Raw genomic sequence first — 22,922 nt, forward strand, 5'->3', positions numbered from 1 at the left:
GCTTTTGGAGTTATTTTCATGCGCTCCGATATTCCGTTTAGCATCCCCAAAAAATTTTACAGCTACAAAAATAAGAATTATTCTGGCAAAGGATGAAAGTTAAACGTAGTAAACTTAGATTTATCTAACAATTCCTCGGCAATTTCAGCAAAATCCTTTGTACTTACCGCATTAATTTTATCAAACACTTCTTGTAAAGTATCTACTCTGCCATGATCTAACAAGCTTTTGGCCATGGAAATAATCAAACCCATTCTGTTTTCTTCGGCAAGAGCAATCTGTCCAATAAACTTATTCTTTGCTTTCTGTAATTGCAGCGTGTTTAAAGGTTTACCTTTTAATTTATCAATCTCTTTATAAATAAGCGTTAGGGCTTTTTGGTGCTTTTCTTGCTCTGTACCAAAGTAAATACAGAAAATCCCTGTATCACTAAGCGGCGCATAATTAGATTCGATGGTGTAGGCAATGCCGTATTTTTCCCTAATTTGCAAGTTGAGCACAGAACTCATTCCGTTACCTCCTAAATAATTATTCAACAACAATAAACCTGCTTTTTTTGGATGATGGGTATCAAAAGTCTGCAAACCCAACATACAATGGCTCTGGTTTATTGGCCTAAATCTAGTAACCTCGCTTTGGGGAAGAATGCTTGCTTTCTGTCTTTTATTTGAGGATGTGTTTTGGGGTACATCGCCAAAATGCCTTTCTCCGGTAGCACTTACCCTTTTAAAATTGTAATTGCCCAACAGGCCGATCACAATTTCATCTGTATGATAATTTCCCTTTATGAAGGTTAGCACATCATTTCTCGTAAAATTTTTTACCGTTTCTATCGTACCCAAAATATTATTACCCAATGGATTTCCGGCAAAAAGTACATCTTCGAAATCATCTTGTATTGCTTCCTCTGGCTGGTCTTCATAAGAGGCAATCTCATCTAAAATAACACTTTTTTCTTTCTGCATTTCCTCTTCGGGGAAAGTAGAATTAAAAAGAATGTCGCTAAAGAGCTCTAACGTTCTATCTAAATAAGGGTTTAAAAACGACGCATGAATACACGTATATTCTTTGGTGGTGTATGCATTTAGATCTGCGCCTACGCTTTCCAAACGGTTTAAAATCTGGTTGGTACTGCGCTTTTTGGTTCGCTTAAAAATTAAATGCTCTATAAAATGAGCCAAACCTGCCTTACCAACTGGCTCGTCTCTAGATCCTCTGTTTATTAAAACGCAAGCATGAGATATGGTACTTGCGCTGGGCGCATGCAGCAGCCTAATTCCATTCTGCAGCGTATGTAAACTATAGTCCATTGTTTACAAAGATAAGGCAATTTGCCAACAAAGAAGCCCCTCTCTGCATCTTTACATCTTTTAGACGCGGTGTGAAACAGCATCGTTAATCTATCCGTTTTATAACAGCCAAAACAATTAAACTTTGTGTTAAAAAAAATAGATGTTAACTTGGCGCCTAATATTTACGGTTTATAAGGCAATGGCTTTGGTGTATAAAAAAATAGTGGTAAAAATTGGTTCTAATGTGCTCACAAAGCCAAACGGGCTGCCAGACGAACCCCGTTTGCAGCACTTGGTAAATCAATTAACCAATTTAATGCAACGCGGCATCGAAGTAATTCTAGTCTCTTCTGGAGCGGTGGCATTTGGACGCAGCCTGAACTTAATATCAGAAAAAATAGACGCTGTAAAAGCGCGACAGGTATTGGCCGCCACAGGACAAATAAAGTTGATTAACGCCTACGCTAAGTTATTCGGCGAGCAGCAAATTAGCTCTGCCCAAGTGTTGGTAACCAAAGAAGATTTTAGAGATCGCACGCATTATTTAAACATGAAAAACTGCATGCAGACTTTGCTGCAGCACCACATTATCCCCATTGTAAATGAAAACGACGTAGTTGCCATTACAGAGCTAATGTTTACCGACAATGATGAACTTGCTGGCCTAATAGCCTCCATGCTAAATGCCGAAGCGCTGTTTGTACTAACAAATGTAGATGGCCTTTATGATGGTGATCCGGCGTTAGAGAATACACAGGTAATTACACAAATAGATAGAGAACCTGTAGCTTTAAACTCATTTGTGGCGAAGAATAAATCGTCTTTTGGCAGAGGCGGGATGGCTACAAAATTAAGCATGTCTCAAAAAATTTCTAAATTGGGCATTGCTGTACACATTGCCAATGGCAAGACAGACCATATTTTAACCGATTTATTTGATGGCAGCCCAACGCACACACATTTTATTCCTGGGAAAAAGAAATCTGGGAAAAAAAGATGGATTGCCCACTCAGAAAATGCAGCAAAAGGTGCGGTAAAAGTAAACAATGGTGCAAAAGCCGCGTTATCTGTCGGGAAGGCAATAAGCATTTTACCTGTTGGGGTTATAGAAATCATCAGCGATTTTGCCAAGGGCGATGTTATTAAAATTTTAGACGAAGACAACCAGAACATAGGTTTGGGAATTGCAGAATATGGTTCTGATAAAGCTAAAGAACAACTTGGCCAAGCCCACCAAAAACCTTTGGTCCATTGCGATTATTTTTTTTCTTTACTTTAGCTCAAAGCAATGAATAACTACACGATATATTTTCAACAAGCAAAAACTGCGTCCCATAATACCGTGCAAATCAGCACAAAGACTACGAATGCTGTGCTATTAGATGTGGCTGATGCATTAAAAGCAGATGCGGCTAGTATCCTTAGCGCAAACGCAAAGGACCTGGCCAAGATGCCAAAAGATGATCCAAAATACGACCGACTAAAACTGACGGAAGAAAGGATAAGCGCCATTGCCAGCGACATGGAGAATGTTGCCAAACTAGAAAGTCCTTTGGGTAAAATTATCAGCGAAAGCGTGCTAGAAAACGGTTTGAAAATAAAGAAAACCAGAGTTCCGCTAGGCGTTGTGGGTGTAATTTACGAAGCTAGGCCAAATGTTACTGCTGATGTATTTTCTCTTTGCTTTAAAACCGGAAATGTAGCCGTTTTAAAAGGCGGAACTGATGCAGATTTTTCTAACCAAGCCATTGCGAAGACCATTCATAGGGTATTAAAGGAACACGATTTAAATCCAGCTTTGCTTACATTATTGCCTCCAGAACGCTCGGCCACCGAAGCGTTATTAAACGCTAGGGAGTTTGTCGATGTAATTATTCCTCGCGGAAGCCAGGCGCTTATAAACTTTGTAAGAGAAAACAGCAAAATTCCTATAATAGAAACAGGTGCTGGTATTGTACACACTTATTTTGATAAGAGTGGCGATTTAGAAAAAGGAAAAGCGATTATCCTCAACGCAAAAACTAGGAGGGTAAGTGTTTGCAATTCATTAGATTGCGTATTGATCCATCAAGATAGGGTGCAAGATTTGCCAGCACTTTTATCGCCTTTGGCAGATAAAGAAGTACTTCTTTTTGCAGACGACGCCAGTTTTGAAGCTCTTTCTGGCAACTATCCGAAAGCGTTGTTAAATCGAGCAAAGCCAGAACATTTTGGCACAGAGTTTTTATCGCTAAAATTGGCTGTAAAGGTAGTGGAGGATTTAGATGGTGCGTTAAATCATATCGCACAATTTAGCTCAAAACATAGTGAAGCCATTGTTTCTGAAGATTCAGACGCTTTAGCAAAATTTTTAAACGAAGTAGATGCAGCGGCTGTTTATGCAAACGCATCTACCGCATTTACCGATGGTGCACAGTTTGGGCTAGGAGCAGAAATAGGTATTAGCACGCAGAAATTACATGCTAGAGGGCCAATGGGATTGGAAGAATTAACCAGTTATAAGTGGATTATTGAAGGAGATGGGCAAGTGCGACCGTAACCCCCGTAAACCAATAGTTAGCGGCAGGCTTTAGAGACCTAAATAATTACCAATGAACTTCATCATAAGAGAAACCAAAAACGTTAAGCAAGAAGATATAATTGAGATTTATAAAGCAAATCAGTGGTCTTCTGCTGAGAAACCCGAACAACTTTACAAGGCCTTATTAAACTCCCATTCTTTTTTTACCGTTTGGCATAATGAAAAACTCGTTGGACTAGGAAACGCAATTTCAGACGGACATTTAGTGGTTTATTATCCTCATCTAATAGTTCATCCTGACTTTCAGGGAAAAGGAATTGGAAAGCTTATCTTAAAAAAGTTTCAAGAAAAATATGCCGACTTCCATCAACAAATTTTAATCGCCGACGGAAAGGCAATAGATTTTTACGAAAAAAGTGGGTTTAAAAGAGCCGGAGAAACAAAATCAATGTGGATTTACCAAGGGCATGAGCACTAACGAGTCAACGACTAACAACAAATTTACACAAAAATGGCTGCCAGTTTTACGTAAAATCATCAGTTATTTAATTAATTTTTGAGGTGCGTAAATGGTTCTAAAAACAATGCAATTTCTGCACAAATTCGCAAAAAGTAAGCCATGGATTAGCGCTAAGGGAGGTCAAAACATCCTCCTCTTGTCGGAATAACCACATCAAAATTTTCTTTTCTCAATGCGGCGCTTAGCGATTCCAAGCATTTTACTTCGCCATGCACCAGAAACACTTGCTTTGGCTTTCCGGTTTCTCTAATTTTCTTTAACAAATCGTTATGGTCGCCATGTCCGCTTAACAGATCTGTTTTTCTAATGGTAGCATAAACCATTAATTCTCTGTCTTTTACCCTAACTATCGAATCGCCGCGAAGTAATTTGTTTCCTAGCGTTCCTTTAGCGCAATAGCCAATAAACAGCAACGTACAGTAATAATTTTGGATGTTGTAGTACAAATGATCTTGAATCCTACCGCCCTCTAACATACCAGCCGAAGAAATAATGATACAAGGATCTAGGTAATTGGAAACATCTTTGCTCTCTTTCATGGTTTGCACATAAGCGAGGTGCTCAAACTCAAATTCATCTCCTTTGGTTTGATAAAAATCTTTGGCTTCTTGATTTACAAATTTATGGTGTTTGCGATAAACCGAAGTTGCCTGAATAGCCATTGGGCTATCTACAAAAACCTGAATGGGAGGGAGCAAGTTTTTGGCAAATATCTGGTTAAGGGCAAAAACCAGCGATTGAGTCCTCCCGATGCTAAACGCAGGAATGATCAACCGGCCGGGGGTTTTAATGCATGCTTCTTCAATCTCTTTGATCAAGCGCTGCTCTAAAGTAAGTTCTGTGGTGTGGTATCTGCCTCCGTAGGTACTTTCGCAAACCAAATAATCTACCTCGGGCAATGGTTCTGGATTTACCAAAACCGGATAATTATCCCTGCCAATGTCTCCCGTAAAAGCTATTTTCTTTTCTTTTCCGTGTTCGTTCACCGTCAAAACGGCTGCAGCTGCGCCCAACAAATGCCCAACAGGCACAAACGTTAAACTAATATCTCCACTTATGCGGAAAGTTTGATTAAAGTTTATGGTAACCATCCTGTCCAAAGTTTCCATTACATCTTTTTGGAGATATAATGGTTTTGGCCCTGAAAATTTTCCGCGTTTTGTTCTCGGCGTACGCTGCGCTTTCCTTAAAAATATGTTTACCGAGTCGAAAAGTAGCAATGCGGATAAATCTGCCGTAGGCGGCGTGCATAAAATTTGGCCAGTAAAACCTGCGCGTAGCAAGGTTGGCAAATTGCCAGAATGATCTATGTGTGCATGGGTTAAGATAACCAGATTAATGCTAGCAGGATTAAAGGGAAATTCTAAATTATCTTCTTGATAAGACTCTTTTTCATAATCTAATCCGCAGTCTATTAATATCTTATAATTATCAATTTCTAACAGGTGCATGCTGCCGGTAACTTGTTGTGCAGCGCCCCAAAAGGTTAATTTCATGTTTTAGAGAAAATGTAATCTTGCTAAATTAGCTTAAAACGGTATTTATTTTAACAAAACGAAGTAATTTTTTAATTAAGTCACCGCCAAGCCAAAAATATAATAGCGCATTAAAAGCGAAAACCTTGCAGCCTCAGGTCTCCGACAACTAAAAACTGTAAAAAAATTTCTGATATTTGAGTTAGGCGATTAAAAATAATGGAAATAAAATGGACAGACGAAGCTAAGGAAACTTTTAAAAGCAATATCAGATATTTGTTGGAGGAATGGACGCACAAAGAAGTTGTTAATTTTACTCACGAAGTCTATAAGAAACTAGACCTTCTTGCAAAGTATCCAGACTTAGGCAGCTATGATGATGAATTAAAGTGCAACAGATATTTTGTTGTGAAACAAATTACGCTGTTTTATATGGTTCAGTTTGATGAAATTGTTCTTTTATCTTTTTGGAATAATTATAAGAAACCATTAAAAAGATTACAGTAATTCCCTTTTTATTTCTTCTATCACGTCATGATGCTTGGTTAATCTGCCAGCTTTATAATCCTCTTTTGCACTCCTAATACTTTCTTTAAGTTCAAATAAGTACGCTTCTTTTGGGCTTATTATTTTAGCAATTTCCAAAGCTTCATCTGGAGTAAACGAAGAAGCTTTCATTTTTCTATAAAAAGTTGCCGGCTTTATTCCTGTTTCTCTAATTATATGTTCCATTTTAAACGGGGAATTCTGTACCAATTCGCCCAATTTATTTAAAATGTTCTTATAAGTTATAATTTCAACTATCATAATTGATAAAATTTAATTATATTTTATGTAAAGATATTATATATTTATGAGTTCTCGTAGCAATGATTACAAGAAAAAGTTTGTGATTTTTGTTATAATCATAGAGACCACCTTTTTTGGGCCAAGGTTATTACCAAGTTTTAATCACTAAAGTTTAGGTACTCTAACTTAACCATATACAATTTTAGATAAATATTACACCTGTCAACAATTTCGATTCCATCAAATGATTTTGTAATTTTAACCTCCTAAAATGTAATCATGCAAGACCCATTCGATTTAGAAGTTGCCGGCGTTCTTTACGCTGCTTTTCCAGAAGGTAACGATACCTATACCATTTTTAAAGATGGTAAGGAACATCTCCAAATTATAAAAGATACCTCGGCAATTTGGCTAAAATTAGACTACAAGACAGAACTACCTATCTTTGAAGAAGATGAAGAGGTAATTGCCATTGGTAAGGCAATAGAAAATTACGTTCCTGAAGAACAAGAAGAGGATGAAGAAATCTAATTTACCTATTTTAGCAATTGCCCATGGCAACAACGAGCTATAACGAATTATTAGTTAAAATAAACGAGTTTATACGTAAGTTTTACCTCAACAAAATTTTACGTGGGAGCATTTATGCTTCGGCAATTTTGTTGTTGCTCTATTTATTTATTTTTATAAGTTTTTATTACCTCCATCCGCCAACCGCTGTTAAAACGATTATATTTTTTTCCTTCTTAATTATTGGCATCTTAACTGTTGGTTTCTTAATCATAAAACCATTATTTGCCATGCTAAAACTTGGCCGTAGGCTTAGTTTAGATGAAGCTTCGGTTATTATTGGCAACCATTTTGCAGATATTAAAGATAAATTACTTAACACACTTCAACTGCATCAGCTTGCCGAAAACAATCCAGCAAATACCACCCTTATTTTGGCCAGCATAGATCAAAAAATCGTAGAGCTGAGACCTGTACCATTCTATTCTGCAGTACGTATAGATGAAAATAAAAAGTATTTAAAATATCTTCTTGTTCCGATAAGCATCATCGTGCTCATTTCCATATTTTCCCCAATCATCTTAAAACAAGGAACTTACAGCTTTATAAAGTACGGTAAATACATTCCTCCCACAGCACCGTTTCAGTTTGTAATAGCAAATAAAAGCTTAAATGTTACGCAAGGCGATGATGTTAACATCGCGGTAAAAATTGTTGGAAATGATATTCCAAATGAGGTTTATGTAGCCGATGGGAAGAACACTTACAAACTGGAAAAGAAAGATTTAACAAACTTTAATTTTGCTATAAATAATATACAGAGCGATAAGAAACTAATTTTTAAAGGCGCAGGATTTTCCTCTAAAGTTTACGCGGTTACCGTACGGCCAAAAGCCGAACTTTTAACGGTTGCGGCATCACTCAGTTACCCAAAATACCTAAGCAAAAAAAGTGAAAAGATCGACAATGTGGGCGAGTTGCTCATCCCGGAAGGAACAGAAATAAACTGGCAAATTAAAACTGCAAAAAGTGATGTTGTTGTGTTTCTGCTCAATCACCAACCCCATAGTTTACCTGTACAAAATAATTCTTCAAATTTCAGTTCAGAAATTAGAGAAAATGCAAGCTATAGCATTTTGCCAAAGAACCAATTTTCTAACTCCAAAGATTCCTTGAGTCACCAAATTTCTGTAATAAAAGATCAGTTTCCAAGTATAGAAGTTAAAGAGAAGACCGATTCTATCTCTAGCAGGGCACTTTATTTTAGTGGGCAGGTGCAAGATGATTATGGCTTTAGTCGCCTGAGTTTTAAATATTACATTAAAGAAAATGGCAAGCTGGTTTCTAGCACTACCAAAAACATAGCAATTAAGGCAAATGTTACTGTAAACAATTTTTTCCTTTTTTGGGACCTGAGAAATATCGATTTAAAACAAAATCAATCTTTAGAATACTATTTTGAGGTGGCCGATAACGATGGAGTTAATGGAGCAAAAGTTTCTAAATCTTCTATTAAGACGTTTGTTCAACCTACAAAACAAGAAATTTCGGAGCAACTAAACGCAAACAGTTCTTCTTTAAAACAAAAAATGCAATCGGCCATTCGTTTGGCAAACACCGTGCAAACCGAGAGTAAAAAAATAGCCGACAAGCTTATCGATAAAAAGGAAATCTCTTTCGAGGATAAAAAAGACATAGAAGCTTTGCTAGATAAAAAGAAACAGCTAGACGAAGCTATTAAACAGATAAAGGACCTAAACGATAAAAGCAACCAGCAACGACAAGAAAACCAAGAGCAGACGGAAACACTAAAAGAGAAACAAGCCCAAATTAAAAACTTGTTTGACAATGTGTTAGACGAAAAAACAAAAGCGTTGTTGCAAAAGCTCCAGGCCTTAATGAATCAACAAGCAAAAGATTCAACAAAAGATGAATTGTCTAAAATGCAAATAGACAATAAAGGATTAAAGAATGAGCTGGATAGGATATTAGAGCTGTACAAACAATTGGAATTTGATCAGGGATTGGAGAACAACATCAACCGGTTAAACGAGCTGTCGAAGAATCAACAAAAACTTAGTGATCAACCAAAAGCATCAAATTTAGACAAAGCCAGTGCAAAGCAAAAACAAGACGATTTAATAAAACAGCTCGAAGAAGTTAAAGATGATCTTGCTAAATTAAATGATAAAAATAAACAGTTAGACCGGCCAAATGCATTCGACGACCCTAAAGATGAGCTGCAGCAGATACAGAAAGACCAGCAAGACAGTAAAGACGCATTAGATAAAAGCAAACCTAAAGAGGCAAGTCAAAAGCAAAAAGACGCAGCCGATGGCATGCAAAAGCTTGCGGAGAAAATGAAGCAAATGAATGCGCAAGGTGCAGAAGCCGAAAATAATGTGGATGCAAAAGAGCTGAGAAAGCTTTTAGAAAACCTACTTACCACATCCTTTACCCAAGAAAAGATTATGCTTGCGCTAAAACAAATGAGCACCAATGACCCCAGTTATAGAACAAATGTACAAGAGCAGCGAACAGTAAAAGATAACCTAAAAACCATTGCCGATAGCCTATATAGCTTAAGCAGAAGAGTACCGCAAATAGAAAGTACCGTTAACCAAGAAATGAATGCCATAAACTTTAATTTGACCAAGAGTTTAGAAAGTCTGGCCGACAGAAGAACGGCAGAAGGCAACCGCTACCAGCAGTTTACAATGACCTCTATAAATAACCTTGCGCTGATGCTAAACGAAGCTTTAGAGCAACTGCAAAAAGCAAATAAAAATGCAAAAGGTGGCAAAGGCAAAAAGAAACAGAGCATGCAACAGTTAAGGCAAATGCAAGAACAGCTGAACAAAAACATGCAGCAAGCCAAGCAGCAAATGCAAAAAGAAGGAAATAAGGGTAAGGTTGGGGCTGGCCAAATGAGCCAGGAATTTGCCAAGATGGCTCAACAGCAGCAGATGATCAGGCAAGCTTTGGAAAAGATAAATAGAGAAGACAATAAAGACGGCAGTGGAAAAATGGGCAACTTGAACGAAACCGTTCAAGAAATGAAAAAAACCGAAAGCGACCTTGTTAACAAAAGGCTGGAAGAAGAAACCATAAAACGCCAAAAGGACTTGGTAACTAAACTTTTAGACGCAGAAAAAGCCGACAGAGAACAGGATGAGGATAGCAAACGGGAGGCAAAAGCCGCCAAGCAATTTCCTCCATCTTACCAGCAGCGATTAAAAGAATACCAGCAACAAAAAGCAAACGGCGAAGACTTGCTACAAAAATTACCGCCTGCGTTAAATTACTATTATAAGAACAAGATTGCTGAATATTTAAAACTTCTTACCAATTAAACACCCCTTAAATTTAAATCTGATGCCATCTATACACTTTTTTAAAGAAGACACTACCTACAACCTACCCAATAAGCTGAAGGTTAAAACTTGGATACGCAATACCATTTCTGCAGAAGGGTTTACACTAGATGAAATGAACATTGTTTTCTGTAGCGATGAATATCTTCTAGAAATCAATCAAAAATACCTAGACCACGATACCTTTACAGACATTATTACTTTTGATAACAGCGAAGTCCATAAACAGATTACCTCAGACATTTTTATTAGCATCGAACGAGTCCGTGAGAATACTAAACTCTTTAAAACGAGCATTTACGATGAAGTGTGTAGAATTATGGTTCATGGCACACTTCATTTATTAGGCTACGGAGACAAAAGCAAACTAGAAAAAACAAAAATGACTGAAAAGGAAGATTTTTATCTCAGCAAAAGGATTTTCTAATCGCTTATCTAAGTCTTTTTGGCTTTCAAAGGAATTTGCTGTTAAATGGACAGCATTGGTTTCTATTCCTTTCGAAATTCTTTTTTCGTCAAGCATTTTACGTAGTTTGTCTAGAGAAAAGAGCTCTTTGTATAAAATCCAGATTAACCTGCAACGTTTTTACCCTACAACCGTCTAATAGATGTAACAGCTTTTGCTGCTACTAAATAAATAGTTTTAGTTGATAATTAAAAGCGGGAACGGAGCGAGTCCTAACCGCTTTTTTTACTCTTTTTAGATACAAGTAAGACTAAATGATCAATTAGCTACTGCCAACCCGCAAATTGACCCTTTAATGAGCGCCTTAACAAATATTATGAGTACTTTTGCCAGATTTTAAACCCTAAAAATTTCAAGACTTGAGCACTTTAATTGCGGCAGAAGACGTAGGACACGCATTTCATGATGAATGGTTATTTAAAAACCTAACCCTCGGCATAAACAGCGGACAGCGAGTGGCTTTGGTGGGCATAAATGGCTCTGGCAAAAGCACTTTGCTTAAATTATTGAGTGAAGAATTTCCGCCTTTAGAAGGAAAGGTTGTGAAAAACAAGTCTGTTAGAGTTGGTTTTTTAAATCAAGACCCTCAATTTAATCCAGGAGACTCCATTAGCGACTTTATTTTTTCGATGGACAATAAGCAACAGCAGTTGATTAGAGAATATGAGCAGTTGTTAGAAGATCCAGAACCAGATGAAAATGTTCTCGCTCGGCTATACGAAGACTTAAGCGAGCACGACGCTTGGGAATACGAGCATAAGATAAAAAACATTCTAAATAGGATGGGTATTTCTAGGCTTCAACAGCAAATAGATACCTTATCTGGGGGACAAAAAAAACGTTTAGCACTTGCCAAACTATTAATAGAGGATCCAGACCTTTTTATTTTAGACGAACCCACAAACCACTTAGACATTGATACCATTGAGTGGCTGGAGAAACTTTTAACCTCTGGCAACAAAACCATTTTGTTGGTTACACACGATAGATATTTCTTAGATAATGTTTGTAATGCGATAGTGGAACTAGATAGGGGAAAGACCTACAATTACCAGGGAAACTATGCCTTTTTTTTAGAAAAGAAAAGCGAACGCGAAGCAAGCGACGCAAGCAGCCTACAAAAAAACCAAAACCTTTTGAAAAAAGAGCTGGAGTGGATGCGCAGAATGCCACAGGCGCGAGGAACAAAATCTCAAGCTAGGATCGATGCCTTTTACAATTTAGAAGAAAAAACCAAGAAAAAATCAAATACAGGTAGTGTTACCTTAAATGTAAAAATATCTAGGCAAGGTGGAAAAATTCTTGAACTAGACCACATCGGGCAATCTTATGATGGAGTAAAAGTGATCAACGACTTTACTTATACATTTAAAAAAGGCGACAGAATTGGTGTTGCTGGAAAAAACGGAACGGGGAAATCTACCTTATTAAATATCCTAACGAATCAACAAAAACCAGAGCACGGAAACGTTAGTATTGGCGAAACAACGGTCTTTGGATATTATAAACAATCGGGACTTTCGTTCGACCCAAAAATGCGGGTAATCGACATTGTAAAATCGGATGCCGAATACATTAAAATGGCCGACGGTTCAACCATTACCGCCTCACAACTATTATCTCTTTTTCTCTTCCCGCCAAAAAAGCAACACGGAATGGTTGAAAAGTTAAGTGGGGGAGAAAAAAAACGGTTGCATTTGATGAAGGTATTGATGCAAAACCCAAACTTTCTTATTCTGGATGAACCCACAAACGACCTTGATATAGACACGCTAAATGTACTTGAAGAATTTTTAGAAAACTTTCCAGGTATTTTAATGTTGGTTTCTCACGACAGGTATCTGCTCGACAAAATGTGCGACCAGCTTTTTATAATGGAGGGAAATGGAGGGGTTAGCGTTTATAACGGCAATTACTCCGAGTTTAAAATCAGTTTAGATCAGCCGAAGACAAAGGCAGACAACTCTCCAAAAAAAACCAATGTTCCAGAAAGCTCCATCATCGCAAAGAAAAAACTAAGCTATAAGGAACAAGCGGAACTTGACGATAGCGAAAAGAAAGTGGCCGAACTAGAAGAAGAAATAAACAAAGTAAACGGCGAGTTCGAAAAAATTGCCGCAGCTGATTTCTCAGCGATACAGGAAGTTTCAGAAAAATTAGAAAAATTAAACAACGCTCTAGACTTGGCGATGTCTAAATGGCTAGAGCTCTCAGAATAATTGTTTCACGTGAAACAACATAGAAAATTTAGTTCCACGTGAAACATTAATAAAAATAAAGATGTTTGATAAATACGATTTAGTGGTAGTAGGGGCGGGACACGCAGGCTGTGAAGCAGCGGCGGCAGCTGCAAACCTTGGCTCAAAAGTTCTTCTAATAACCATGAACATGGGTACTATTGCCCAAATGAGCTGCAACCCCGCCATGGGTGGAGTTGCAAAGGGCCAGATTGTACGCGAAATAGATGCAATGGGCGGCTACTCGGGTATCATATCAGATAAAAGCACCATCCAATTCCGCATGCTAAATCTTTCTAAAGGCCCAGCAATGTGGAGCCCGAGAGCGCAAATAGATAGAATGCGCTTTGCGGAGGAATGGCGCCTAGCACTTGAGCGAACAAAAAACATAGACCTTTGGCAAGATAGCGTTGTAGGAATTTTAGTAAAAAACGAAAAAGTTTACGGTGTAAAAACTTCTCTTGGAATTGAGATAGAGAGTACGGCGGTGGTTTTAACCAACGGAACTTTTTTAAACGGAATCATACACATTGGAGAGAAAAAATTTGGCGGTGGCAGAACTGCCGAGCGCGCTTCAATTGGAATTACAGAGCAACTGGTAGGCCTAGGAATGCAATCTGGGCGAATGAAAACCGGTACTCCGCCAAGGGTTGATGGTAGGTCGTTAAATTATGAAAAAATGGAAGAGCAGTGGGGCGATGAAAACCCCAGTAAATTTTCTTTCACAGACACAAAGCGTTCAACAGAACAACGCTGCTGCTGGATTACCTACACCAACACTGCGGTCCATGAAACACTTAAAGAAGGCTTTGAAAAATCTCCGATGTTTACCGGACGAATTAAAGGACTCGGACCAAGATATTGTCCATCTATAGAAGACAAAATAAATAGGTTCTCGGAAAGAGACCGACATCAAATCTTCGTTGAGCCAGAAGGTTGGAACACTTGCGAAATTTATGTGAACGGTTTTTCCACTTCCCTGCCAGAAGACATACAACTAAAAGCACTCAGACTAATCCCGGGTTTTGAAGATGCAAAAATGTTTAGACCAGGATATGCCATAGAATACGATTTTTTTCCACCAACACAATTAGACTTAACTTTAGAAACCAAACAAATTAACAACCTATTTCTAGCTGGCCAAATTAATGGCACTACGGGTTATGAGGAGGCAGCTTGCCAAGGATTTATGGCAGGAATAAATGCCCATCAAAAAATAAATGAAAAAGAGCCTGTGATCATGAAACGATCGGAGAGTTATATCGGCGTATTGATTGACGATCTGGTTACCAAGGGCACTGAAGAACCATATAGAATGTTTACTTCTAGAGCAGAACATCGTTTGCTATTGAGGCAAGATAACGCAGATATTCGACTGACTCCAATAGGCCATAAACTTGGCTTAGTATCAAATGAACGATTAGAAAAGGTAAATAAAAAAATTGCCGATGCAGAAGATTTAATTAGATTTACTAAACATCAGGGTATAGAAATGACTGTGGCAAATCCTATGCTCGAAAATCTTGGCTCTAGTGTATTAACACAAAACGTTAAAATATATAGTTTAATTGGAAGACCACACGTAGGGTTAAAAGATTTAATTTTAGTAAGTTACCCATTAGCAAAAGCAACCGAACACCTAAATGAAGAAACAATAGAACAGGCCGAAATAAAAATAAAATACGAGAGCTATTTTGAAAAGGAAAACGAGATCGTTGCGAAGATGTTGAAGATGGAAGATAAGTCTATAAGTGCAGACTTCGATTACAATAAAATAGTATCAATCTCTAAAGAGGCAAGAGAAAAGTTATTTAAGGTGAAACCGAGAACGCTTGGTCAAGCTTCTCGTATATCTGGAGTTTCTCCGTCAGATATTTCTGTTTTGATGGTATATATTACCAAGTAACTGGTTATCAATATTTTAAATAATATTTACACACAAAAAATATCATCCTATCTAACGTTAAAAAAAATATTTTTTGATGTTGAATATCAAAGAAGCCAAAAATGCCTTAAAACGCTTGAAAATGCGAAATAAACGAACACCTTTTTTTAGCTTGATAAATTTGTCTGTTTACGGCATTTGTGGTCTATTAGCGGCTTGTGCAGTCCCACAAAACCCACAGGGTGGGCCGAGAGACACGACTCCACCTAAGGTAGTCACCATGATTCCAAAAAATCTGACTAAATATTTTAAGGCAAAAAAAATCACCATCGAATTTGACGAATATTTTAAATTGAATGATGAGTTCAAAGAATTTAGCATTTCGCCAGATCAAGAAAAACCACCTATCTTAAAAACTAAGGGGAAAAAACTTGAAATTGATTTGCAAGATACTTTAGAGAAGAACACTACTTATACCTTAAACTTTGGGAAAGCCGTTGCCGATGTTAATGAAGGAAACGTAATTAAAAACTTGAGTTATGTTTTTTCTACTGGAGCAAAAATAGACTCTTTACAGCTAAGTGGAACCGTAGTAAGTTCTTTAACTGGCGAACCCGAATTAGATGCTACCGTCTTTATCCTTCCACTTAACAAAGATTCATTGTTAGGCAAGAAGCGACCTTCTATCTATACCACCACAGACAGTTCGGGACGTTACCAGCTGAATAATTTAAGAGAAGACTATTATAAGGTTTATGCAATAAAAGAACCAGGTGGCGGCGGCGACAAAATCTATCAACAAATTTCTGATGAAATAGGATTTAGAAAAGACACGGCCCACATAGACAAAAACATTCAAAACTACGATATACAAATCTTTAAAGAAAAAGCAACAAAATACAGAACTGTTGAACGAAAGTTCAACTTAGATGGAAGTATGTTTTTCGTGTTTAACCAGCAGTTAAAAGAACCTAAAATTAGTGTTATCCAAACAACTGAACTAGATAAGGATAAATATGTATCGTTTTCTAAAAATAACGACACGGCAAGAGTATGGCTTGGCAAATTAGATTTCGATTCTGTAAAGTTAGAAATCTCTGCCGCCGGAAAAAAACTAGATACCATATCGTTTACGCGCGGCAAGAAAGACGACTATAAAAGAGAACTAACGTTTACCGACAATACCAACGATTTAAAACTTAGTCCGTTTAGTTCTTACACATTAACCGCCAATTTTCCTATTGCCAGTGCAGATCCATCCAAAATTACCTTGTTAGATGACTCTGTAAAAAGAACAAATTTTGAACTCGTAAAAGACAGTGTGGATTTTTTAAAATACCACCTCAAATATCCATGGCGAACAAAAAAAACCTACACTATAAAGTTAGAACCGGGTGCATTTACCGCTATATTTAACACCAAAAATAAGGCGATTAATAAAGTTTTTACGCTTGGGAGCAAAGACGATTATGGCACGTTGACACTTCATGTAGAAGTTCCAGATACAACCAAAAGTTACTTAGTAGAGTTTATTTCCGAACGAATGGAAACAATTAAATCTTATCCCATAAGCAAAAATCAAACAATAAACTTTGCAAACTATCCCTCTGGAAAATATTACATCCGAGTTGTCTACGATGCGAACAATAATGGCAACTGGGACACAGGAAATGTTTCTGCCGGCTTGCAACCGGAAAAAATTTGGTATGATCCCGTGGAGCGCTCTCTAAGGGCAAATTGGGAACGAGAAGATAAACTTATCATCCCACCACCTCCTGATAAACCAACCGCAGCCCCGTTTAAAAAACCAGGAACTGAAAATAATAATAATATAAACAAAAATATTAACAACAAGAATATTAACAACAACGATAACATTAATCGAAAATTTAATTAATACCTAGATTTTATCTTGAAACCAACTGCTGTATAAGATGTAATTGTCTGGCAATTTTCTTAACAAATCACGTTGATGATCTGAGATGGGTTTTATCTTTTTTGCGGGTGTACCTGCATAAATATAACCACTTTCGCACACCGTATTTTCTAAAACAACCGAACCTGCAGCTACAATACAAAACTCTTCTATTACGGCATGATCCATAACAATGGCATGCATTCCTATTAACACATTATCTTTTATAATGCATCCATGCACAATGGCATTATGACCGACAGAAACCCTATTTCCGATGGTTGTTGATGCTTTTTGATAAGTAGCGTGTACAACCACTCCATCTTGAATGTTAGTTTCATCGCCAATAGAAATTCTATTTACATCACCTCTTATCACAGCATTAAACCAAATAGAACATTTTTTTCCGATGGTTACATCGCCTACAATAGTAGCATTTTCCGCAATAAAACAATCATAGCATATCGTTGGAAAAACTCCTTTTACAGGAAGTATTAATGGCATGTCTTTAAAATTTAGAGTATCGTGTCGTGAATTTTTTCTATGCGCCAGTCATAATCTGTGGTATAATGTAATCCCCTACTTTCTCTGCGTTCCATGGCAGATTTAATAACAAGATAGGCCGCTTGTATTACGTTTCTTAGCTCACAAAGTTTAACGGATACTTTGTTCTTTTTATAAAATTCCTCAGTCTCTTCATAAATAAGAAATAATCGACGATAGGCCCTTTGAAGCCTAAAATCTGACCTCACAATACCTACGTAATCGCCCATAATCCGCTGTGTTTCTCGTAAATTATGGGTAACAAGAATATCTTCATCAACTTGGGTAACACCTTTATCATCCCAATCTGGAATATCATCGGGTATACTATTGTCTTTAAAATTCTCTATTGCATCCTGATAAATTCGATGTGCAAAAACGGTTGCTTCTAATAATGAATTAGACGCCAACCTATTAGCACCGTGCAATCCGGTAGATGAACATTCTCCGCAGGCATATAAATTCTTAATAGAAGAACGACCATACTCGTTAACCATTACTCCTCCGCACATGTAATGAGACGCAGGCGTAACAGGAATATAATCCACAGCCATATCTATTCCAATAGAAAGACACTTGGCATAGATATTTGGAAAATGTTTCAAAATATCTTCCTTACTTCTCATAGTTATATCCAAGTAAACAAAATCATCTCCAGACTTCTTCATCTCTGCATCAACAGCTCTGGCCACAATATCGCGGGGTGCCAGAGATAACCGCTCATCATATTCTTGCATAAACTCGGTACCATTCTTCCGCTTTAAAATACCTCCAAAACCTCTTACAGCTTCAGAAATTAAAAACGATGGATACTCGCCAGGATGATACAATGCTGTAGGATGGAATTGTATAAACTCCATATTTCTTATCTTACCCTTAGCTCTATAAACCATTGCAGCACCATCGCCGGTAGCAATAACCGGATTGGTTGTGGCAGAATAAATATGCCCAGCGCCACCAGCAGCCATAACCGTTACCTTAGCCAGAATCTTTTCAACATCGTTAAGACCTGTGTTAAAGGCATATACGCCATAACAGTTAATATCTTCACTACGTTTATCAACAAAAGTACCTAGATGATGTTGGGTGATCAACTCCAAAGCAAAGTAATGTGTTAACATCTCTATGTTTTCGTTTTTATGAATTTCTTGGAGCAAAACACGCTCTATTTCATATCCGGTAACATCTTTGTAGTGCAACACCCGGTGTGCAGAATGTCCGCCCTCTTTGGCAAGGTCGTAAAAACCAGACTTATCTCTATCGAAATTTATGCCATAATCTATAATTTCTTGTATGCGCTTTGGGCCTTCACTCACAACAATCTCTACTATCTTTTCATCACAAAGACCATCGCCAGCAATCAAGGTATCAGAAATGTGATTTTCAAACGAATCTTGCTTGTCAACCACCACGGCAACACCACCTTGCGCATATTTTGTATTAGACTCGTCTTCATTTGATTTTGTAACTATTAAAACCTTGCCGTGTTTAGCTGCCTTTAATGCAAAGCTCAAACCTGCGATGCCCGAGCCAATTACCAGAAAATCTACTTTCCGCATTTATCTATATGTTTTAAAAAACTATGTTAACAAACCCATAACAATTGTTAATTTCATGTGCACTTTGAGCTAACAAATTTTATTGATTGTTTAAAGATAGCTGAAAATACCAGACTGACCCTTTTCTTTAATCAACTTTTAAGCAAATTTCTATTAGTAACTAACTTTTTCAAGTTTATAAACAATTAACATTCTACTATTGAAAAGTTAAATCTAATTTATAAATTTCGTTGTAAATGAGCGAAGTAGTATTTCTAATTGCAAACAAAATTGTTGACAATTGCTTAATAACTTAAAAGGAAGAGTCTATTTTAGAAACTTGCCAACAAAGTTAACACACTAATAAAAATTAATAAGTATATATTTAAAATAACTATTAAATATTAAAGTGTGGAAAGCATGTATCTTTGGAGAAGCTTCGAAAGGATAAAAAACAAGTTATGGATATTTTAGAAGAAATTAAACAGAAAGGGTTTGTAGACGAACCGATAGACCCGACTTTAGATCTTTTTAAAGAAATAGCAGAATTAAAAAAGGCTAAAAATGCCATTGTATTAGCACATTACTATCAAGAACCTGATATACAAGATATTGCAGATTATATTGGCGATAGTTTAGGATTATCGCAAGAGGCTGCAAAGACTGATGCAGAAGTGATTGTTTTTGCTGGAGTTCATTTTATGGCCGAAACTGCAAAGATTTTATCACCAGAAAAAACGGTTTTATTGCCAGATGTAAAAGCTGGATGCTCTTTGGCAGATAGTTGTCCGCCACATTTGTTTAAGAAATTTAAGGAGAAATACCCAGATCATTTAGTGATCACTTACGTAAACTGTACTGCAGAATTAAAGGCAATGAGCGATATTGTTTGTACCAGTACCAATGCTGTACAAATTGTGCAAAGTTTGCCTATAGAACAGAAAATTATTTTTGGTCCCGACAGAAATTTAGGTGCTTGGGTAGCTAAAAAAACAGGTAGAGATTTGGTGCTTTGGAACGGTGCGTGTATGGTACATGAGATTTTTTCTAAAGAGAAGATTACAAAACTCAAAGAACGTCATCCTGAAGCAAAATTTATAGCTCATCCAGAATGTGAGGAAGTAGTGTTGAAAATGGCCGATTATATTGGTTCTACCACCGGTTTGTTAAAATACACCATAAATAATCCAGCCAAAGAATTTATAGTGGCAACAGAAAGTGGCATTATCCATCAAATGGAAAAAGCAAATCCCACAAAAACTTTTATTCCTGCACCACCAAACAACAGCTGTGCTTGTAATGACTGCCCGTACATGAAAAGAAATACCCTGGAAAAGCTTTATTTATGTTTAAAAAATGGTTTACCAGAAGTTACCGTTCCAGAAAATATTATTGCACTAGCTAGAAAACCAATACAACGTATGTTGGATATCTCTGCAGAATTAGGATTGTAACATGAAGGCAAAAGTTATCCTAAAGAATTACGGCAGCCTTTTGTGGTTATTATTAGGGATAATTTTAGGAAGTATCTATGGAATATTTTTTGGTGAAAATATAGAAGCCATTAAACCGCTGGGCGATATTTTTTTAAATCTTTTGTTCACGGCCGTTATTCCTTTGGTATTCTTTGCGGTATCATCGGCCATTGCAAACATAGATAGAGATAAAAAATTAGGTAAATTGCTAACGGTTATGGTGTTGGTGTTTTTGTCTACGGTACTTATAGCGGCGTTACTTACGTTAACAGCAACTTGGTTTTTTCCCATTACACAGCACATTTCTGCAACTGTATTTTCTCCAGAAACAGTAAAATCTCAAAACGTTGGCGAACAAATAACTCAATTGCTAACGGTTAATGAGTTTTATCAAATTGGTAGCAGACAAAATATGCTAGCCCTAATTATTTTTTCTGTACTTGTTGGCTTTTCAACGCTTTACGCGGATGAAAAAGGAACTGCTTTTAAAAACTTCTTAGTTTCTGGAAATGAGGTGATGAAGAAATTAATAATCTTGATTATGAAATTAGGACCTATTGGTTTAGGTGCTTATTTTGCCTATCAGGTTGGTTTTTTTGGTCCTCAACTTTTTGGTACTTATGCAAAGGCATTAGGACTTTATTATGGAGTAGGAGCATTTTATTTTGTAGTTTTCTTTAGTTTATATGCTTTTGTTGCTGGTGGTTTTAAAGCAATTAAAATCTTTTGGAAGAATAACATTGTGCCAGGCTTAACAGCTGTAGGCACTTGCAGCAGTATTGCTACAATACCAGCAAATTTAGATGGAACTGCAAAAATGGGCGTACCAAATTACGTGGCAAATGTAACGGTACCGTTGGGATCTACTTTACACAAAGACGGTTCTAGCATAAGTTCTATTGTTAAAATAGCCGTTGTTTTTGCTATTTTTGGGAAAGATTTGGCACATGTAGATACTATTTTGCTGGCGCTAGTAATTACCGTATTGGTAAGTATTGTAGAGGGCGGAATACCAAATGGCGGATACATAGGCGAATTATTGATGATTTCTGCCTATCACCTTCCACCAGAAGCGTTACCGCCAGCAATGATTATAGGTACCTTGGTAGATCCTATGGCGACACTTTTAAATGCTACAGGCGATAATGTTGCTGCCATGTTGATTGCGAGATTTACAGAGGGTAAAAATTGGATGAAAAGTAAGAAAAATGTGTCGGGTTTGATGGAGGTGATTAGTTAAAATGATTTTAGTTTGTAATAAGATCAAACCTTTAAAAGCAAAAATGAAAAGTAAATAGTTTTGTGAATATGTTTGAAAATAAAGAAAAGACGGAGATAAACGAATTGGGTGAGTTTGGTTTGATAAAACACTTGACTTCTCGATTTGCGATAAAAAATAGTGAATCTATTAAAGGGATTGGCGATGATGCAGCCGTTTTAGATGGCAAGGGAAAGCAGGTACTCATATCAACAGATCTCCTTTTAGAGGGTATCCATTTTGATTTGGCCTACGTTCCACTGATACATTTAGGATATAAGGCCGTCCAAGTAAATTTAAGTGATATTTATGCCATGAACGGTATGGCAAGTAGCATTACTGTATCTATAGGGTTATCTAGTAAGTTTCCGTTAGAGGCTGTAGAAGAAATTTATAAGGGCATAGAATTGGCGTGTAATAGATTTAACATAGACTTAGTTGGCGGAGATACTTCTGCTAGCAAGCAAGGTTTGGTAATTAGTATAACCAGTATTGGTTATGTTGATGCAGATAAGGTAGTGTATAGAAGTGGCGCAAATGAAAATGATTTGCTATGCGTATCTGGCGATTTAGGTGGTGCCTACGTAGGTTTGCAAATTTTAGAAAGAGAAAAGCTTATTTATTTAGAAAATCCGCAAATACAGCCAGATTTAGAAGGGAAAGATTACATTATAGAACGCCAGCTAAAGCCCGAAGCACGTAAAGACGTTGTTGCTTTGTTAGACGATTTAAACATAAAACCTACTTCTATGATTGATGTTTCTGATGGTTTAGCCTCGGAAATTCTGCATTTAGCAGAGCAGAGCGGTAAAGGTTTTACCATTTACGAAGATAAGATTCCTTTAGATCCAATGACCTACGAAACAGCGAGAGAGCTTGGATTAGATCCAACGGTTTGTGCATTAAGTGGCGGAGAAGATTACGAACTACTTTTTACCATCAGTCAAGACGATTATAAAAAACTGAAGAATGATGTTGATGTAACAGTGATTGGACATGTTACAGATAAAAATTCTGGGTGTAAGATGGTTTCTAAATCAGACCAGGTGCACGAGTTAACAGCACAAGGTTGGAATGCTTTTAAAAGATGACGAGAAGTTTTAAGTAATACGTTTTAAGTTAAT

At 37.0% G+C, this 22,922-nt stretch carries 18 protein-coding genes; 13 read left to right on the top strand and 5 right to left on the bottom strand.

Annotation, left to right across the window (positions count from 1 at the left end; genetic code table 11):
* Positions 1–77: 77 nt before the first annotated feature.
* Complete coding sequence (locus tag ABIB40_RS05015) at positions 78–1,310, bottom strand: M16 family metallopeptidase (protein ID WP_354356623.1); 1,233 nt, start codon at positions 1,308–1,310, stop codon at positions 78–80.
* A 142-nt stretch (positions 1,311–1,452) separates the two neighbouring features.
* Here ABIB40_RS05015 and proB point away from each other — a divergent pair, with 142 nt between their 5' ends.
* From proB to ABIB40_RS05030, 3 genes are read left to right on the top strand one after another with little or no spacing between them, the layout of a single operon-like run.
* Positions 1,453–2,571: a glutamate 5-kinase gene (gene proB, locus ABIB40_RS05020; RefSeq protein WP_354356625.1), complete on the top strand. Its 1,119-nt coding sequence runs from the start codon at positions 1,453–1,455 to the stop codon at positions 2,569–2,571.
* A gap of 9 nt (positions 2,572–2,580) precedes the next feature.
* Positions 2,581–3,831, top strand: coding sequence for a glutamate-5-semialdehyde dehydrogenase (locus tag ABIB40_RS05025; protein ID WP_354356627.1), 1,251 nt, complete (start codon positions 2,581–2,583; stop codon positions 3,829–3,831).
* A gap of 52 nt (positions 3,832–3,883) precedes the next feature.
* Entirely contained in the window at positions 3,884–4,291 is a 408-nt protein-coding gene (locus ABIB40_RS05030; protein WP_354356629.1) for a GNAT family N-acetyltransferase, read from the top strand.
* 152 nt (positions 4,292–4,443) lie between these two features.
* Here the strand turns inward: ABIB40_RS05030 and ABIB40_RS05035 are convergent, their stop codons facing one another.
* The gene (locus ABIB40_RS05035) at positions 4,444–5,829 is read right to left on the bottom strand and encodes an MBL fold metallo-hydrolase (protein ID WP_354356631.1); all 1,386 of its coding nucleotides are present in this window, start codon (positions 5,827–5,829) and stop codon (positions 4,444–4,446) included.
* 198 nt (positions 5,830–6,027) lie between these two features.
* On the opposite strand from ABIB40_RS05035, the gene ABIB40_RS05040 reads away from it, so the two are divergent.
* Positions 6,028–6,315: a type II toxin-antitoxin system RelE/ParE family toxin gene (locus ABIB40_RS05040; protein WP_354356633.1), complete on the top strand. Its 288-nt coding sequence runs from the start codon at positions 6,028–6,030 to the stop codon at positions 6,313–6,315.
* Here ABIB40_RS05040 and ABIB40_RS05045 read toward each other — a convergent pair.
* Positions 6,307–6,615 carry a hypothetical protein gene (locus ABIB40_RS05045; protein ID WP_354356635.1) on the bottom strand — a complete coding sequence of 103 codons (309 nt, stop codon included), beginning with the start codon at positions 6,613–6,615 and terminating at the stop codon, positions 6,307–6,309. The genes ABIB40_RS05040 and ABIB40_RS05045 overlap by 9 nt on opposite strands.
* A gap of 261 nt (positions 6,616–6,876) precedes the next feature.
* On the opposite strand from ABIB40_RS05045, the gene ABIB40_RS05050 reads away from it, so the two are divergent.
* The 6 genes from ABIB40_RS05050 to ABIB40_RS05075 all read left to right on the top strand — a co-directional run bounded on the left by ABIB40_RS05050 (position 6,877) and on the right by ABIB40_RS05075 (position 16,966).
* Positions 6,877–7,128 carry a hypothetical protein gene (locus tag ABIB40_RS05050; protein ID WP_354356637.1) on the top strand — a complete coding sequence of 84 codons (252 nt, stop codon included), beginning with the start codon at positions 6,877–6,879 and terminating at the stop codon, positions 7,126–7,128.
* 23 nt (positions 7,129–7,151) lie between these two features.
* A complete protein-coding gene (locus tag ABIB40_RS05055; RefSeq protein ID WP_354356639.1) occupies positions 7,152–10,460 on the top strand; it encodes a hypothetical protein in 3,309 nt (1,102 codons plus the stop codon).
* Between the two features lie 22 nt (positions 10,461–10,482).
* Positions 10,483–10,908 carry an rRNA maturation RNase YbeY gene (ybeY, locus tag ABIB40_RS05060; protein WP_354356641.1) on the top strand — a complete coding sequence of 142 codons (426 nt, stop codon included), beginning with the start codon at positions 10,483–10,485 and terminating at the stop codon, positions 10,906–10,908.
* A gap of 398 nt (positions 10,909–11,306) precedes the next feature.
* Positions 11,307–13,166: an ABC-F family ATP-binding cassette domain-containing protein gene (locus ABIB40_RS05065; RefSeq protein WP_354356643.1), complete on the top strand. Its 1,860-nt coding sequence runs from the start codon at positions 11,307–11,309 to the stop codon at positions 13,164–13,166.
* 61 nt (positions 13,167–13,227) lie between these two features.
* Entirely contained in the window at positions 13,228–15,090 is a 1,863-nt protein-coding gene (gene mnmG, locus ABIB40_RS05070; protein ID WP_354356645.1) for a tRNA uridine-5-carboxymethylaminomethyl(34) synthesis enzyme MnmG, read from the top strand.
* A gap of 121 nt (positions 15,091–15,211) precedes the next feature.
* Positions 15,212–16,966 (top strand): Ig-like domain-containing protein, encoded by a 1,755-nt coding sequence (locus ABIB40_RS05075; RefSeq protein ID WP_354356647.1) that lies wholly within the window; start codon positions 15,212–15,214, stop codon positions 16,964–16,966.
* A gap of 3 nt (positions 16,967–16,969) precedes the next feature.
* On the opposite strand, the gene ABIB40_RS05080 is transcribed toward ABIB40_RS05075, so the two are convergent.
* Together ABIB40_RS05080 and nadB are read right to left on the bottom strand one after the other, a co-directional pair.
* Positions 16,970–17,488 carry a gamma carbonic anhydrase family protein gene (locus ABIB40_RS05080; protein WP_354356649.1) on the bottom strand — a complete coding sequence of 173 codons (519 nt, stop codon included), beginning with the start codon at positions 17,486–17,488 and terminating at the stop codon, positions 16,970–16,972.
* 11 nt (positions 17,489–17,499) lie between these two features.
* Entirely contained in the window at positions 17,500–19,086 is a 1,587-nt protein-coding gene (gene nadB, locus ABIB40_RS05085; RefSeq protein WP_354356651.1) for an L-aspartate oxidase, read from the bottom strand.
* A gap of 440 nt (positions 19,087–19,526) precedes the next feature.
* On the opposite strand from nadB, the gene nadA reads away from it, so the two are divergent.
* The 3 genes from nadA (at position 19,527) to thiL (ending at position 22,889) form a co-directional block, all read left to right on the top strand.
* Entirely contained in the window at positions 19,527–20,519 is a 993-nt protein-coding gene (nadA, locus tag ABIB40_RS05090; RefSeq protein WP_502931052.1) for a quinolinate synthase NadA, read from the top strand.
* Between the two features lies 1 nt (position 20,520).
* The gene (locus ABIB40_RS05095; protein ID WP_354356655.1) at positions 20,521–21,780 is read left to right on the top strand and encodes a dicarboxylate/amino acid:cation symporter; all 1,260 of its coding nucleotides are present in this window, start codon (positions 20,521–20,523) and stop codon (positions 21,778–21,780) included.
* Between the two features lie 68 nt (positions 21,781–21,848).
* Positions 21,849–22,889: a thiamine-phosphate kinase gene (gene thiL / locus ABIB40_RS05100; RefSeq protein ID WP_354356657.1), complete on the top strand. Its 1,041-nt coding sequence runs from the start codon at positions 21,849–21,851 to the stop codon at positions 22,887–22,889.
* Positions 22,890–22,922: the final 33 nt, after the last annotated feature.

The sequence above is a fragment of the Pedobacter sp. UYP30 genome (assembly GCF_040547165.1).
In the GTDB taxonomy this organism is placed as follows: domain Bacteria; phylum Bacteroidota; class Bacteroidia; order Sphingobacteriales; family Sphingobacteriaceae; genus Pedobacter.

What these genes read in the sequence shown, in the direction of transcription:
- ABIB40_RS05015 (WP_354356623.1), bottom strand. Translation starts at nt 1,310, where the DNA reads ATGGACTATAGTTTACATACGCTGCAGAATGGAATTAGGCTGCTGCAT.
- proB (WP_354356625.1), top strand. Translation starts at nt 1,453, where the DNA reads ATGTTAACTTGGCGCCTAATATTTACGGTTTATAAGGCAATGGCTTTG.
- ABIB40_RS05025 (WP_354356627.1), top strand. Translation starts at nt 2,581, where the DNA reads ATGAATAACTACACGATATATTTTCAACAAGCAAAAACTGCGTCCCAT.
- ABIB40_RS05030 (WP_354356629.1), top strand. Translation starts at nt 3,884, where the DNA reads ATGAACTTCATCATAAGAGAAACCAAAAACGTTAAGCAAGAAGATATA.
- ABIB40_RS05035 (WP_354356631.1), bottom strand. Translation starts at nt 5,829, where the DNA reads ATGAAATTAACCTTTTGGGGCGCTGCACAACAAGTTACCGGCAGCATG.
- ABIB40_RS05040 (WP_354356633.1), top strand. Translation starts at nt 6,028, where the DNA reads ATGGAAATAAAATGGACAGACGAAGCTAAGGAAACTTTTAAAAGCAAT.
- ABIB40_RS05045 (WP_354356635.1), bottom strand. Translation starts at nt 6,615, where the DNA reads ATGATAGTTGAAATTATAACTTATAAGAACATTTTAAATAAATTGGGC.
- ABIB40_RS05050 (WP_354356637.1), top strand. Translation starts at nt 6,877, where the DNA reads ATGCAAGACCCATTCGATTTAGAAGTTGCCGGCGTTCTTTACGCTGCT.
- ABIB40_RS05055 (WP_354356639.1), top strand. Translation starts at nt 7,152, where the DNA reads ATGGCAACAACGAGCTATAACGAATTATTAGTTAAAATAAACGAGTTT.
- ybeY (WP_354356641.1), top strand. Translation starts at nt 10,483, where the DNA reads ATGCCATCTATACACTTTTTTAAAGAAGACACTACCTACAACCTACCC.
- mnmG (WP_354356645.1), top strand. Translation starts at nt 13,228, where the DNA reads ATGTTTGATAAATACGATTTAGTGGTAGTAGGGGCGGGACACGCAGGC.
- ABIB40_RS05075 (WP_354356647.1), top strand. Translation starts at nt 15,212, where the DNA reads ATGCGAAATAAACGAACACCTTTTTTTAGCTTGATAAATTTGTCTGTT.
- ABIB40_RS05080 (WP_354356649.1), bottom strand. Translation starts at nt 17,488, where the DNA reads ATGCCATTAATACTTCCTGTAAAAGGAGTTTTTCCAACGATATGCTAT.
- nadB (WP_354356651.1), bottom strand. Translation starts at nt 19,086, where the DNA reads ATGCGGAAAGTAGATTTTCTGGTAATTGGCTCGGGCATCGCAGGTTTG.
- nadA (WP_502931052.1), top strand. Translation starts at nt 19,527, where the DNA reads ATGGATATTTTAGAAGAAATTAAACAGAAAGGGTTTGTAGACGAACCG.
- ABIB40_RS05095 (WP_354356655.1), top strand. Translation starts at nt 20,521, where the DNA reads ATGAAGGCAAAAGTTATCCTAAAGAATTACGGCAGCCTTTTGTGGTTA.
- thiL (WP_354356657.1), top strand. Translation starts at nt 21,849, where the DNA reads ATGTTTGAAAATAAAGAAAAGACGGAGATAAACGAATTGGGTGAGTTT.